The sequence below is a fragment of the Cohaesibacter sp. CAU 1516 genome (genome assembly GCF_005771485.1).
Lineage (GTDB): Bacteria > Pseudomonadota > Alphaproteobacteria > Rhizobiales > Cohaesibacteraceae > Cohaesibacter > Cohaesibacter intestini.
On sequence record NZ_VANT01000005.1, the window covers coordinates 15,111 to 29,370 of the forward strand.

The 14,260-nt window shown below is 55.4% G+C and carries 15 protein-coding genes; 9 read left to right on the forward strand and 6 right to left on the reverse strand.

Annotated elements, in window-relative coordinates:
* A complete protein-coding gene (gene phnH / locus FDK21_RS13440; protein WP_246657579.1) occupies positions 1 to 651 on the reverse strand; it encodes a phosphonate C-P lyase system protein PhnH in 651 nt (216 codons plus the stop codon).
* Positions 651 to 1,139, reverse strand: a complete 489-nt coding sequence (phnG, locus tag FDK21_RS13445) for a phosphonate C-P lyase system protein PhnG (RefSeq protein ID WP_138149061.1) — start codon at positions 1,137 to 1,139, stop codon at positions 651 to 653. The genes phnH and phnG overlap by 1 nt, the downstream gene beginning before the upstream one ends.
* Positions 1,140 to 1,411: 272 nt before the next feature.
* Here phnG and phnF point away from each other — a divergent pair, with 272 nt between their 5' ends.
* From phnF to FDK21_RS13465, 4 genes are all read left to right on the forward strand, one after another.
* Positions 1,412 to 2,176 (forward strand): phosphonate metabolism transcriptional regulator PhnF, encoded by a 765-nt coding sequence (gene phnF / locus FDK21_RS13450; protein ID WP_138149063.1) that lies wholly within the window; start codon positions 1,412 to 1,414, stop codon positions 2,174 to 2,176.
* Positions 2,177 to 2,321: 145 nt separating this feature from the next.
* Positions 2,322 to 2,786 carry a YbhB/YbcL family Raf kinase inhibitor-like protein gene (locus FDK21_RS13455; protein WP_114010240.1) on the forward strand — a complete coding sequence of 155 codons (465 nt, stop codon included), beginning with the start codon at positions 2,322 to 2,324 and terminating at the stop codon, positions 2,784 to 2,786.
* An 89-nt stretch (positions 2,787 to 2,875) separates the two neighbouring features.
* A complete protein-coding gene (locus FDK21_RS13460) occupies positions 2,876 to 3,214 on the forward strand; it encodes a hypothetical protein (RefSeq protein ID WP_138149065.1) in 339 nt (112 codons plus the stop codon).
* A gap of 130 nt (positions 3,215 to 3,344) precedes the next feature.
* The gene (locus FDK21_RS13465; RefSeq protein ID WP_114010238.1) at positions 3,345 to 3,968 is read left to right on the forward strand and encodes a response regulator transcription factor; all 624 of its coding nucleotides are present in this window, start codon (positions 3,345 to 3,347) and stop codon (positions 3,966 to 3,968) included.
* On the opposite strand, the gene FDK21_RS13470 is transcribed toward FDK21_RS13465, so the two are convergent.
* The gene (locus FDK21_RS13470; RefSeq protein WP_138149067.1) at positions 3,963 to 5,780 is read right to left on the reverse strand and encodes a hybrid sensor histidine kinase/response regulator; all 1,818 of its coding nucleotides are present in this window, start codon (positions 5,778 to 5,780) and stop codon (positions 3,963 to 3,965) included. The genes FDK21_RS13465 and FDK21_RS13470 overlap by 6 nt on opposite strands.
* Positions 5,781 to 6,013: 233 nt before the next feature.
* Here FDK21_RS13470 and FDK21_RS13475 point away from each other — a divergent pair, with 233 nt between their 5' ends.
* From FDK21_RS13475 to menA, 3 genes are all read left to right on the forward strand, one after another.
* On the forward strand, positions 6,014 to 6,616 hold the full coding sequence (locus tag FDK21_RS13475; protein WP_138149069.1) for a DUF4202 domain-containing protein: 603 nt from the start codon (positions 6,014 to 6,016) through the stop codon (positions 6,614 to 6,616).
* A gap of 319 nt (positions 6,617 to 6,935) precedes the next feature.
* Entirely contained in the window at positions 6,936 to 7,709 is a 774-nt protein-coding gene (locus tag FDK21_RS13480) for a CbiX/SirB N-terminal domain-containing protein (RefSeq protein ID WP_138149071.1), read from the forward strand.
* A gap of 220 nt (positions 7,710 to 7,929) precedes the next feature.
* Complete coding sequence (gene menA, locus FDK21_RS13485) at positions 7,930 to 8,856, forward strand: 1,4-dihydroxy-2-naphthoate octaprenyltransferase (RefSeq protein ID WP_138149073.1); 927 nt, start codon at positions 7,930 to 7,932, stop codon at positions 8,854 to 8,856.
* Positions 8,857 to 8,933: 77 nt separating this feature from the next.
* Here menA and FDK21_RS13490 read toward each other — a convergent pair whose 3' ends face one another.
* A complete protein-coding gene (locus tag FDK21_RS13490) occupies positions 8,934 to 9,518 on the reverse strand; it encodes a copper chaperone PCu(A)C (RefSeq protein WP_138149075.1) in 585 nt (194 codons plus the stop codon).
* A 414-nt stretch (positions 9,519 to 9,932) separates the two neighbouring features.
* Here FDK21_RS13490 and FDK21_RS13495 point away from each other — a divergent pair, with 414 nt between their 5' ends.
* Positions 9,933 to 10,820: a bile acid:sodium symporter family protein gene (locus FDK21_RS13495; RefSeq protein ID WP_114010232.1), complete on the forward strand. Its 888-nt coding sequence runs from the start codon at positions 9,933 to 9,935 to the stop codon at positions 10,818 to 10,820.
* 55 nt (positions 10,821 to 10,875) lie between these two features.
* Here the strand turns inward: FDK21_RS13495 and FDK21_RS13500 are convergent, their stop codons facing one another.
* Positions 10,876 to 11,424, reverse strand: a complete 549-nt coding sequence (locus FDK21_RS13500) for a cupin domain-containing protein (RefSeq protein ID WP_114010466.1) — start codon at positions 11,422 to 11,424, stop codon at positions 10,876 to 10,878.
* A 208-nt stretch (positions 11,425 to 11,632) separates the two neighbouring features.
* Between FDK21_RS13500 and FDK21_RS13505 the strand changes: the two genes are divergently transcribed.
* Entirely contained in the window at positions 11,633 to 12,958 is a 1,326-nt protein-coding gene (locus tag FDK21_RS13505) for an aspartate aminotransferase family protein (protein ID WP_138149077.1), read from the forward strand.
* A gap of 78 nt (positions 12,959 to 13,036) precedes the next feature.
* On the opposite strand, the gene FDK21_RS13510 is transcribed toward FDK21_RS13505, so the two are convergent.
* Positions 13,037 to 14,149: an ABC transporter ATP-binding protein gene (locus FDK21_RS13510; RefSeq protein ID WP_138149080.1), complete on the reverse strand. Its 1,113-nt coding sequence runs from the start codon at positions 14,147 to 14,149 to the stop codon at positions 13,037 to 13,039.
* Positions 14,150 to 14,260: the final 111 nt, after the last annotated feature.

A 14,260-nucleotide genomic window follows, 5' to 3' on the forward strand; every position in this document is an offset into this window, starting at 1 on the left:
TCAGCGGCCTCCCGTTTTCTGGTTTTTGATCCGTGTAGTGCGTGGCAAACAAGCAATGGCATCCGGGGCAACAAAGATCACATCGACACCGCGCGGGAAGCGATTGTTGTTGGCAATCCATTGATCTTGAAAGAGTGGTGAGATGGGCGTGACACCAAGCGATGTCGTGGTCTTGATACCCGGGCCAGAGAGGATCCAGTCTCCATCCATGCATAGGTCATCAACGGCTATGATCAAGGTAGTGGAGCGATCTGGATAGTCCTGCTGGCCTTGTGCGAAGATGTCGAGTGACGCAATCTTTTGCGCATCTGAAAGCACGGCAAAGGTGGCGCGGGCTGGCTCGACGGCGAATGGTGCACCCACATGGAAGGTCAACCAATCAGTGACGGCTGGTGTGGTTTTCAGGCCTTCATCCAGCCAAATCGGGGTGTCGGCATCCGCTAGGGTTGCCAGTACAGCACCTATGAGAGGGCACAGACCCGATGGCGGTTTCGCATCGGTCTTGGTTGGCTTGATGGTGCCCGGGCGGGCCATGGCATCCATGATGGCGCGGAAAATGCGCTGGGTCTGAAGGGTTGGCTCACTCAAACCGCCCTGCATCGCTTTGGCAGCGTCCTTTGGGCTCGGCATGTTGGGTTGTGCGATCTGCATCAATCGTCCCCTCTGACCATGGTGAAGAAATTGACCCTTGTGGCCTGCGTTTCAGCAGCATTCTGGTTGTCGCGCTCTTTGGCGGCTTGTTCCAACGGGGTCAGGATTTGGCGTTCGATCAGATCAGCGGTGGCGCGATCCGTGGCCATGGCGTCGATGACCGCAGCCAGTTTTGCCTTGCCTGCATCGCGGCCGAGCATGATGGCATGGCCGATGGCGCCATTTTCCATCCGCACGGTGGCGCGGGTGGCTGTGGCTTCACCAAAATTGAAGGGCGCACCACCGCCCCCCATGCGACCACGCAGGGCGATCAAGCCAGTTTCCGGGCCGCGCAGCAATTCGCAGCCGGGATCCAGTTCAAGGGAAAGCCAAGCCTGCAGCAAATCTTGCTTTGGGGCATTGGCCAAAATCGATAGTCGGCGTTGGTGGGCAAGCTGGTCGGCGGAGAGCGTCTGCGGCGTCGCCTGAGAGCTTTTTTTGTCTTCCATGGGAGATCCGTCGCATCTGGGGTTTAAATTTGTCTATTTTACTAGACAACCTATTTGAACCGATCTCTACGCACCAATGGTGACAGCTATGTGACGAAGGGATCAAAGACTGATGAAAGTCCTTAGGACATTGCGCCCTCTGGCGCGCTGATTGCAAATTGCATACGCTTTCCAGCAAGATACGCAAAAGTCTGTAAGCAAGAACTGGACTGCGGCGGGCAATCGCGCTAAAGGACCAACCAGACCGGGCGGCAAGATCAAAGGACCGATTGATGGCTTCCGAGACCCTGAAAAGCGAGATTGAACGGCGCAGCGGCGTGGCCCTGTGGCGACAGATTGCCGATGCGATCCGGGCGGGCATATCCTCCGGTCTTGGGGATGACAGTGGCAAGCTGCCTCCCGAGATGGAGCTGGCCAAGCAATTTGGCGTCAACCGCCATACGGTGCGCTCGGCCATTTCGGCTCTGGTCAATGATGGCATCCTGCGGGCCGAACAGGGGCGCGGCACCTTCATCATCGAACCCAATCGCCTGACCTATCCGATTTCCAAGCGCACACGCTTTTCTGCGGGCATGGCGGCACAGGGCACGACGGGCAGCACGGTTCTTGTGAGCTGTGACCGCGTGGCTGCCAAGCATGATGTGGCAGAGGCGTTGGGGTTGCCGCTTGATGCGCCGGTTTTCAGCGCACGGACTGTCGGAATGGGGGACGATATTCCGGTCAGCCGGTCGACGTCCTGGTATGATGCAGCGCGGTTTCCCGATTTTGCCAAACAATATCAATCCCTTGGCTCGGTGACCAAGGCTTTTGCGGCGTGTGGGCTGTCAGATTATGTTCGGCATTCGACCATCATTGAGGCCTATCACGCGACGGTTGATGATGTGCGGATCATGCGGCTGACGCCCGGCGCCATCGTGCTGGTCACCCATGCGATCAACCATGATCTGGAGGGACGCCCGATCGAATATTCGAAAACCCGCTTTTCAGCGGACCGGATCAATCTGGAAATAGACATGAATGAAGAGGGGCAGCGATAAGGACAATCTGTGCGAACCGGGGCTCGCGTTTCTGACTGTGGCGCGCGCGCATTCGCCCCTTGCTTTGTCATGAAATTTCCTCAAACTCAGGTTTTACAAGACTACCATTTTCCTCGAACTTCCCATTTTTATTCGGAGATTTGATATGAAATTGACTAGCCCAGATTTTAACGACGGCGATCCGCTACCGCAAAAATCCGTGTCTGCCGGTCTTGGTGGACAGGACCTTTCCCCGATTCTGGTCTGGTCCGGTGTTCCGAGCGAAGCCAAAAGCCTTGCGCTGACCTGCTATGACCCTGATGCTCCGACCGGTTCTGGCTTCTGGCACATGATCATCACCAATCTGCCGGTCACCGAAAGCGGTCAGATTGCCAGCGATTCCCTGCCGGAAAGCGCGTTGAGTGCCTTGAATGATGCGGGCACTGAAGGCTTTACCGGTGCCTATCCTCCGCCGGATGATCCAGCCCATCGTTATATCTTCACACTACATGCGCTTTCTGTTGAGGCGATTGACACAACGAGCATGACAGGGGCCTATGTCCGGTTTAATATCATGCGAAACCAGATTGCCTCTGCAAGCATCACCGGCTTCTTCAAGAATGAAGGCTGAGCCGGTCACCTCGCAGATGTAAGGATCGCACAACAAGCCAGATCGGGCCGCGAGCATCGGCCTGATCATTGTTTCGAGAAAGACAATTCATGCAACGCGTCAATCCGCTCAAACTGAACAAACTCCAGCTGCGCACCCTTGTGCTGCTGCAAATTCTCGGCCGCACCCAGCCCGATGAAGCTTGGGGATCCGATGGTTCGGTGACCATCCCGCGCGTGCCCCACCCGCATGGAGACCATTTCCATGTCGGCGAATTCACCGTGCATGCAGCAGATGCCAGCGGCTTCACCAATCGGGGTGTCTGGGCTGCCTTGGCCCGTAAGGGCATGGTCAAGAGCGCCGATGTGCCGCCGGTCGAGCTGACCAAGGAAGGTCTTGATTATCTGACGGGACTCGACAAGCATTTCCTCGAAAAATCTGACCACTGAGATTGCCTGCGGGCCTGACGATCATCGGTTGCCATATACAGATGTACATCTGGACAAGGGCAACAGTTGGGACCAGACTTTTATGAGGGAACAGAACCCAAAACAGCCGTTTTCAGGGAGTTAGACCGATATGCGCATCATTTTGGCAGATGATCATCCGCTTTATCGGTCTGGCATGACGCTGTTGCTGGAAGACCTGTTTCCCGGTTCCAAGGTGGAAGAAGCAGGCGATGGGGTCAGTCTTAATCGCCTGATTGCAAAATCACCCTCCCCGGATCTGATCTTGTCCGACCTGCTTTTTCCTGGCTTTGATTATATGCGCGACCTGAAGCGCTTGCGGCAGAGTTTCGCCCTTTGCCCGATCATTGCAGTCTCGATGCTCAACGACCCGGTCGAGATCGAACAGATCATGGGCCTTGGGGTCAATGGTTTCATCTCCAAGTCCGTATCCTCACAGGAAGTGATGCGGGCGATCCGCAACATTATGCAAGGACAGATCGAGGTGTGCATCAGCGATGCAACCCTGTCGCAGGATATGGGACAGCAGCATCATGTGCCGCTTGGCGATTTGACGCCCCGCCAGATTGAAATCCTGAAATTGCTGCGCCATGGCCTGTCGAATAAGGAGATAGCCCGTGAGCTGGATCTCTCTCCCTTCACCGTGCGCAGTCATGTCTCCGCCCTGATGAAAAATCTCGGGGTTTCCAACAGAGCTGCGGCATCCGCCATGGCGGCCAGCTATGGCCTGTCATGACAGGACCTGCTCGCCGGCGTGGCTGGAGAGGAATCGGTCGAGCATGGCCGAGCGCAGTTGCACCGGCTGGACCGGCTTCTGAATGAGCAACAACCCCTTGTCCTTCACGCGCTGTTGCACATATTCCGAGGAATCGCCCGAAATGATCAGCGCCCGCAAGTCAGCACCAAAGCGACTGCGGGCGGCTTCCACCACCTCGATGCCGGTAAAGTCATCCTCAAAAGCATAATCGCTGACAATCAGGTCGAACGGTCCCTGAATCGTGGCAAACTCGGCGAGATTGGCAGCAGCCGAAACACGGCACCCCCATTTTGCCAGCAGTTCCTCGGTTGCCTTGAGGGTTTCCCGGTCATCATCGACCAAGAGAATGCGCTTTTGATGAAATCGTGCACCCATTTTGGCACTGGCTTGTTCGCGTTTTTTGCTATGTGGCTTCAGGGCTTCGGCCCGGAAATTGAGAATTTTGATGCAGGTGCCATCCGGGCTGGTTTGCAAATCAAGGGACAAATCCTGCAAATCAGCCAGTCGACGGACAATCGCAAGCCCCAAGCCCAGCCCTTTTTGCTGATTGTCGGTACTGTTCATGGTTGCATTCACCCTTCCCGCGCGCCGGGATATCTGGGTGAACTCCTCGAAAATCACCGCTTGATGTTCCTTTGCGATTCCCGGACCGTCATCTATGACGGCAATTGAGAGGCGATCACCTTCCTCCCCATGATATTGCTCGACATGGATCCGCACGGATCCTCCCTCGGCATGACGGATGGCATTGGAGAGCAGGTTCTGCACCATCCGTCTGACAAGGATAGCGTCGCCCATGACGCCCACCTTCGGGCACTCGAGCATTAAAGTAACATGGGCAATCTCGGCCAATGGCTCATAGTCGTCGAGCACATGATTGAGCATGTCCTCAAGGTCGAACAGGCGCGGGCGAACCTGCACCTTGCCACTGTCAAGCAAGCTGACATCGAGGAGCGAGTTGAACAATTTCGACAGGGTTTGCAGACTGCTGCGAATACGCTCGAGTGTTGTACGACTGCGTTCATCCATCTTGTCGAGCGGTAAGGTTTCTATATAGAGGCCAATGGCATGGATGGGCTGACGCAAGTCATGACTGGCAGCAGCCAGCAGTCGTGTCTTTTCCCGGTTCGCGTGGTCGGCTTCCGCCGCTGCATCCCGGTAGCGCTGCGCGAGGTCGAGATTGTCGGTGCTGATGTCAATATATTGCGACACGGATTCCATCACATCCGAGCCGAAGCGCAGCAACATCAGCATGAAAATAATGACCAGTCCGCCGAGCAGAATGAAATCATCCCCCAGTAGCATGATGCGCAGGGCCAGAAGCCCCAGAAAGGGAATGACATAAAGTATGAAGGAGCGCGGAAAGATGGCGAGCGAACGCACGGCTGCGGCCGTCGCACCTGCTGCAATCGACATCTGGATGGCGAAATGGGCCGCATTGTCGGGATTGAGACTGATAAAACTCATCACCCCCCAACTGGTGCCAACCATTAGCGACAAGACGTCCATCAGCTTGATCCAGAGATAGGGATTGCGTTTGGATCGCTCCTTGCGCAGATAGACTTGCCGCCAGACTTCCATCAGAACAGGATAGCCGATCAGTTCAAGGAAGGCCCAGGCATAGAGAAACCAAACCGGAACGGCGGGATTCTGACTGGCAATATAAAGCAGAACCGCAGCCGAGGCGATGTGGCCAATATAGATGGAATTTGGGGTTTTAAGGAAAGCGTCGACATATTGATGAACGCGATCAGGAGGCAAAGGGGCCGAAAAGGTTTGCGAAAGAGCCATGGCCACGTTCCCGTCTGGTTGGTGTTCTTCCCGTTTCTTCGCGCTTTCGAATATATTAAAGCATGAAGTATCTGATCATGTCCAATATAGAAGGTAACGTCTCATTTGGGAACAAAAGCCTTTTGATTTCGGACGCGGTGCCGAACCGCTTGCGTGAATTTGCACTGTTGCGTAGGCTTCTTCCTCAAAGCCTTGCCGCATCCTGTTATCGGGAGCATTGATCGGAGTGTCCCATGTCCACCTATGAAGCCGTCATCGAAGCCATAGATCAGGCCAATGCAGCAGATCCTCGTCTGGAGCTGGCCCAAGGGGGGGCTCCAATCCCGAAGGAACTGCTCTATGGCATCCGCATGAGCCTGATGTGCGAGGCCTTTGCGCCCGAAGCGGATGAGCTCACACGGATTGCTGCACGCGGGCAGCATATTGAACGCTGGATCATCCCACGCGATGACTATCCGCGGGACCGGCCCGGATACCACCAGTGGCGCAATGCCCTCAAGCGCCACCACGCGCAAAAGGTCAGCAGTATCATGGCGGCACAAGGTTATGATGAAGATACCCAGAGCGTCGTGTCTGATATGTTGCTGAAAAAGAACCTGAAACGCGACCCGCGTGCCCAGTTGGTCGAGGATGTCGCCTGTCTGGTCTTTTTGCAGCATTATGCCCTCGACTTTGCCGCAGATCATGAGACAAGCAAGGTGATCAGCATCCTGGCCAAGGTGTTGCCGAAAATGAGTGACGCAGGTCAGGCCCATATCGCCAATCTCGAATTGTCGGATGCCCTGATGGGAGCTGTTGAAGCGGCACGCGAATCTCTCTCAGCCAAAGAGGCTTGAGCTCAGGCGGCTCAAGAATGGTCTTCTACGCGCATTCCAACTTATGCAGGCAAAAGGAAAAGACGGACCAACAGTCTGAGAAAATTTCGAAAAATTCTTCACCATACGGTAAAATACTGAATTGAGAATTATGTTAGACTGTCGTCACGGGCCAACCGGGTGAGATGGGTTTTCTGACCACCTGATCCGACTGTCGGTTTGGCACGTACCAATTGCAGGTGTTTTTGAGCACCAGTAAAGTTTCGTTTTTCCTGTTCTTCGCTTTGCTATTGCAGATGCGTTGGCAGTAACACCCAAGACAGACTTTGGACCGTTCGCCATGCACAGTTACAGACATGCCTCGGAACAGGCCGTATTGATCGTTGCCCATGGCGAACGTGGCGGGCGCTGCGATAATGCACGTCTGTTGGAGCTGGCTGACGAAGTGCGGAACAATCTTGGCGACGTCCAGGTCGAAGCTGGCGTGTTGCGTGGGTCTCCCAGCATTGCCGAGGCCTGGAACAGGCTAACCGCTCCCAACCGTTTGATTTATCCATTCTTCATGGCCGATGGCTTCTTTTGCAATCGGATTCTGCCAAAGAAAATTGCCGAAGCCACCGGGTCGGATCCGCGAAACGTGAACGCTCCGACGCGGCTGTTACAGCCCTTTGGCGTATCGAATTGGTTGGCGGACGCAGTCACTGGCGCTTTGGTGCGCGATATGAATCGCATGAAGCTAACCGGCACACGGCCGCATTTGCTGATCGCTGCGCATGGAGCGTCGGTTGACCGGCAGTCGAGCAAACGGGCAAACGAACTGGCGGACCAGCTTCGCACGACCGGCTATTTCCGCGATGTCTCCTGTGCGTTTCTCGACGAAGCGCCACATCTGAACTGCGTCATCGGCACGATGCTGCCCAACACACTGGTCCTGCCGCTATTTAACGGGCTGGGGTCGCACTCAGTCGACGATATGGCCGAACTCGCCTCTGTCGCGCCACCGCAGACCCACTTTCTGACCCCTGTCGGGGGGCAAGACTGGGTGGGTGACTTGATGACTGCGGACATTGAGGCTGCATTGGCCGCCGGGCACCTTTCCATCGCTGCAGAGTGATCCTGTGGGATCACCTCCGGGACCCGTGAGTTATCCGGGGACGCTAGGCCAGCCCCTGTTGTTTGCGGCTCAAAACGTCGGTATTGCTGGACCATTAGTCTGGGTAAGTCACAAAGAGACTGGATTTTCTCATACGACAAAAGTATGATACGACCGTTCTGAATGCCGACCGACGGCGCGTCCGACAAGAGATGCAAGCTCAAACCAGCTGGAGACATTCATGGCGCTACAGGAACAGATGACCCTCAGCTCGCTTGAAGTCTGGCTGATGGCGACGCGACCCAAAACCATTATTTTGTCAGTTGCCCCGGTGCTACTGGCGGGCTTGTTGGTGCTTGACGGCACCGCTCCAGTCCATTGGTTGATGCTGCCTGCAATCTTGATTTCCGCCGCCTCCATTCAGATTGCCACCAATCTGTGGAACGATGCCACAGACGCCAGTTCCGGTCTGGACAAAGCCAGTGAACGATTGGGGCCACCGCGCGTGACAAGCCTTGGGCTAATGGATGCGACCACGGTGCGCAAGGCGGCGGTTGGATTTTTGCTGCTTGCGGCACTCAGTGGGCTTTATCTGGTCTATTTTGGTGGTCTTCCCATTCTGGCCATCGGCGCGATCGGGATTGTCTGCGCCTTTGGTTATTCCTCCGGCCCCTACCCGATTTCCGGCTCGCCATTGGGTGAGGTCTTTGTCATTCTGTTCTTCGGCATCATGTCGGTGATGGGCAGTGTCTTTTTGCTGACTGGAGAATGGACATCAACCAGTTTCTGGTCGGGTGTCTATATCGGACTGCCGGCTGCATCCGTTCTGACCGTCAACAATCACCGCGACCGGGTTGGCGACAAGGAAGGTGGCCGCAGAACGCTGGCCATCCAGTTGGGGCCCCGCAAGACCAAGCGCCTCTATACCGCAATGATGCTGATCTCCTGCATTGGCATGATCCATGTTTTCAATCTGATTCATCATGGGACCGTCAGTCTGGTGAGCCTTGTGGTGACTGCCATTCTGGCCGCCTATGCGCTTGCCATGCCGATCCGCAAACTGTTTCTGGCTGAAACGCCTGCCGATCTCAATCAATGTCTGGTCGCAACATCACAATTTCAGCTGGTCTGGGTCGTTGCCTTCAGTGCCATAATGCTGTTCGCGTAAACCTGCGAACAGAACCACGCAAAAAGCCCGGCAATTGCCGGGCTTTTGTCGTTCCAAGAGCAATATCAGAGGCTGAATCAGTTTTTGGAATGATCCATCTTGCCGTGATCATGCTTCTCCATGTCGCCCTGTTGCATGTCGTCATGCTTCATGTCGGCCTTATCCATTGTGGAATGATCCATCTCAGAATGGTCCATCTTGGAATGGTCCATATCCGGAGCCGTTTTGGCCCCGATCGAAGCAATTGAGACGTCAACCGTGACCTTGCCCGCCTTCTCGAAGGTCAGTTCCAGCGGAAAAGTCTCGCCCTTTTTCAGCGGCCCATTGAGTCCCATGAACATGACATGAAAACCGCCCGGTTGCAGGGCGACTTCGCCATTGGCGGGCACATCAATCGCCTCGACCTGACGCATCTTCATCACATTGCCTTCATGGATGTGGGTATGCAGTTCGGTGGTCGCACTCACATCGGCATGGGCCGCGACCAATCGATCTGCTTCGCCCTTATTGGTGATCATCAGAAATCCACCGCCAGCTTTTGCCTTACCAGCAGTCGCGCGGGCGAAGGGATCGGATACGGTGATCGAGCCGACGGACCAGTCCGCAGCCTGCGCAGACGCGGCGGTCAGGATGAGGGTTGCGGCAAGGAGAAGTTGTTTCATGCTGGTTCCTTATTATCTCGGTATCACGATGACATATGATCGAAAGCCCGACCACGGGTCAAGATATCATGCCCTATAAATATGCAGTTCATGTTCAAATTTAAACACTCCTTTCTATCGTTAGGCTCCAGATCACATCCATCAAGGTGCAAATGCTGAATGAAGACACCAGATTGCCTCGCTGTTTCACCGGAATTCGAGCTTTCTCCCCCACTTTTGCATAGCTGCTAATGCTTGTATTTCTGCGCAGAAATGTGGCAAATAGGTGTAAGACTTACGATGTATGTGAAAAATCGTATGCCGCATGACTATCGTCAAAGATGGGTGCTGACCAAAATGGCTATGGTCGGTGCAGGCAATAAATCAGAGTGCTGGTCGACGCGGGCATAGGACTGGCATCAGGAAGGTTACAACGTGAACACACCTCTCATTCCTCTGGGTTTGGCACTGATCATGATTACGGTTGGACTGTCAGTTCGACTGCAAGATTTTAAAGCTCTGTTTCAGCAATTGCGGGCTGTCGGTGCGGGCATTGTGGCACAAATCCTGTTTCTGCCTCTGATTGCCTTCGGTGTGGCGTTGATCACCAAACTTGACACAGTCTATGCCATCGGCTTGATCATTCTGGCAGCAGCCCCCGGCGGCATCACCTCGAACCTTCTCACCGTGCTGGCGCGCGGCAAGACCGCTCTGTCGATTTCGCTGACGATCATCACCAACCTTCTTGCCTTCATTACCATCCCAACGGCCCTCTCTGCCGCCTTCCTTCTGTTCCGCGAAACGGGTTTGGCTGGCTCCGAGTCCAATCTCTACGCCCTGCCATTTGGTGAAACCGCGTTGAAGGTTCTGGCCATTTCTGCCCTGCCGCTGGCAATCGGCATGACCTTGCGACATTTCCTGCCAAGCTTGATCAAGCGAATTGAAAGCCCGGCGAAATTTGTGGCTTCGGCGATTTTCGCAGCCATCGTCTTCACCTCCTTCTACAGCGAGTGGAGCAGCATCACAGCCCATTGGAGCACCGTTGGCCCCGCCGTGATCCTGTTGAACGGTTTGGCCATCGCGTCTGCCTTGATCATCAGCCAGATCTTCAAGCTGGAAACTCGTCAGTCACTGACCATCGCCATTGAGTGCGGCTTGCAGAATGTGGCCTTGGCTTTGGTGATTGCCAATTTCCTCGGCGACGGACGCTTCATGGTGCCGTCCTCGATCTATGCGCTGGTTATGAATGTCTCCGTGCTGATCCTGATCGCCGTTGGCAACCGGCTGTCATCGAACGCGGTCGAAACCAAGCATAACAGCTAAGCGCGCTTCAATCCGTCGATCAAAGGGCCCGTTGTGGGCCCTTTTTTGTCCCCCTTCAGAAAGAGGGCGGCGTGCAGGCACTGATGCAAATACAAGGCTCGGCCCCCTTGTTGCGAAAGCGGTGTGGCAACGCACTATCGAAGTACCAGGCATCCCCGGCTCGCAAGACCTGACGCGCCTCGCCGACGGTCACCTCAAGGCTGCCTGATATCACGATACCGCATTCCTCGCCTTGGTGACTGAGAAAGACCCTACCGGTGTCAGCGCCCGGCATCAGCGTTTCATGCAGCATTTGAATGGCCTTCTGTGGGCGATCTGCCCCAACGAGCCGGAACGAGGTCTTGCCACGCCCGATCTCGACCAACTCGCTGGCCTTGTAGAAATGCCGACCACCATCGCTCAACTCAAGGGTGAAGAATTGGCCCATATCCATCTCAAGTCCATCGAGGATGCGCTTGAGTGCCCCGACAGACGGATTGGCATCTCCGCTCTCTATTTGCGAAATGGTGGCGTTGGCGACCCCTGCCCGCTTGGCCAGGGCCCGCTGGGAGAGGCCATGCGCCAATCGCACCTGACGCAGTCGCTGACCGATATCTGTTCGGATGTCGTGAGCGGCCTCATCACGACCTGATTGCAGTGCCTCTGTCATGCTCGCCTCGTCGCTCGAAATGTTCATTTGTTCAATATACTAAACATCTCAATTTCTAGCCACGTAATTTCAGCCTCTTATGGCAATCAAGATAAAGACTTGTTCGTTATCAGCAAAATTCGCACAATCGGGAAAAACACAAATCACCCTTGACGAGGCGAACATGAACGAGATGTCTTCCAAGCCCAATGACCTGTCCAGTTTCTGGATGCCCTATACCGCCAACCGGGCCTTCAAAAAGGATCCCCGTATGGTCGTGTCTGCCAACGGGATGCATTACAAGAGCGCCGATGGCCGTGAAATTCTCGATGGCACAGCAGGACTGTGGTGCGTCAATGCGGGCCACAATGCCCCCCGGATCACCGAAGCGGTCCAGAAGCAAGTTGCCGAGCTTGACTATGCCCCGAACTTCCAGTTCGGCCATCCCAAGGTGTTCGAGTTTGCCACGCGCGTATCGGCCCTGTTTCCTGAAGGCATGGACCATGTCTTTTTCACAAATTCCGGCTCGGAATCGGTCGATACGGCCCTGAAGATTGCCTTGCATTATCACCGTATGCGGGGCGACGCGGCCCGTACCCGACTGATTGGCCGCGAACGGGGCTATCATGGCACCGGGTTTGGTGGCATTTCGGTGGGTGGCATCGTCAAGAACCGCATGCATTTCGGCTCGCTTCTGACAGGGGTGGATCATTTGCCCCACACCCATGATCTGGCGCGCAATGCCTTCTCACGCGGTTGCCCTGAGCATGGTGTTGAAAAAGCCGATGCCTTGATCGACATCGCGGCCTTGCACGATCCTTCGACCATTGCAGCGGTGATCGTCGAGCCAATGGCTGGGTCAACCGGCGTGCTGTTGCCGCCGAAGGGATATTTGAAGCGCCTGCGGGAATTGTGTGACCGCTATGGCATCCTGTTGATCTTTGATGAGGTGATCACCGCCTATGGTCGTCTGGGTGCGGCCAGCGCTGCGGACTATTTCGACGTGAAGCCGGACATCATCACCACGGCCAAGGGGCTGACCAATGCGGTGGTGCCAGCGGGGGCCGTGATTGTCGCCAACAAGATCTATGACTCGGCCATGGAAAATGCCGATGCAGCGATTGAGCTGTTCCATGGTTATACCTATTCGGGTCATCCGCTGGCGGCGGCGGCCGGTATTGCGACCCTTGATACCTATGCCGAGGAAGGCCTGTTTGAGCGGGCTGCCTCGCTTTCTTCCTATTGGGAAGATGCGATCCATAGCCTTAAAGGCACCCGCCATGTGATCGATTTGCGTAATCTGGGCCTTGTCGGCGCCATCGAGCTGGAACCACGTCCGAATGCAGCAACCGCACGGGCCAGTGAGGCAATGGTCAAGGCCTGGGAGAAAGGGGCCATGATCCGGGTAACCGGCGACATCATCGCCTTGTCGCCACCACTGATCATCAAGAAAGAGCAGATTGACGAACTGATGGATATCATTCGCTCGGTTTTGGAATCGATTGACTGATCATTTTATTGGCAGGAATAGCAAAACAAAAAGCCGGATGACCTCTCATCCGGCTTTTTGTCGTGGGGACATTTTGGCTTATTCTTCGCTGAGCCAACGGAAAGAGCGCTCGTCCTCGGTGAAGAGATGACGCTTGGAATCGTCTGCCGTCAGACGAACTTTTTCGCCGCGGGAAAAGTCATGATTGCCGGGGATTTTGGCGATCAGAGGCTCGGCTCCCTGTTGCGGCGGCTCAAGATAGAGCAACGTGACTTCACCCAGTTTCTCGACGATCCGCACTTCGCAATCATACAGGGCTTCCTCGCCTTCCTCTGCCAGACGGAGATCTTCCGGGCGAACGCCAAATTTGGCTTTCTTGCCTTTGAACTCGGCCGCACTTGGCACCTGAACGGTGAAGCCTGCCTCGTCTGTCTTGAAGGAAACTTTGGTCTGGTCGCCGGTCTCGGCGACAACGCAGTCATAGACATTCATGGCAGGCGAGCCGATGAAGCGGGCGACAAAGACGTTGCGTGGATTCTGATACAGCTCCATCGGTGCGCCACATTGCTCGATGATGCCACGGGTCGACAGGACGACAATCCGGTCGGCCAATGTCATGGCTTCGACCTGATCGTGGGTCACATAGATCATGGTCGCATCCGGCATGCTCTCATTGAGCTGGGCAATCTCGATGCGGGTCGCCACACGCAAGGCGGCATCAAGGTTGGACAGAGGCTCGTCAAACAGGAAGACTTTCGGGTTGCGCACGATCGAGCGACCAATGGCAACGCGCTGGCGTTGACCACCGGACAAAGCTTTTGGCAAACGCTCCAGATATGGGGTCAATTGCAGAATTTCAGCAGCCTTGGTGACCCGCTCCTGGATTTCTTCCTTGCTCGCCTTGGCGATGCGCATGCCAAACGCCATATTGTCGAACACGGTCATATGCGGATACAGCGCATAGGTCTGGAAAACCATCGCGATACCACGCTTGGACGGAGGCACCTCGTTGACGACCTGACCGTCAATCTCCAGCGATCCGCCAGTAATGCTCTCCAGCCCGGCAATCATTCGAAGCAGAGTGGATTTGCCACATCCCGAAGGACCGACAAAGACGACAAATTCGCCTTTCTCGATTTCGAGATTGATATTCTTGAGAACCTTGGTCGAGCCGTAGGCCTTCTCAATATTGGTGAGCTTCAGGCTTGCCATCCTGTCCTCCCGTCGATTGTGTCCGTCGCAGGTTGGCCTTGAGCAGGCCGTCAGGCGACATTGGAAATGGGTTTAACCCAGCCGCCCGGCTTGTCAGGCGGGCGGCGGGCA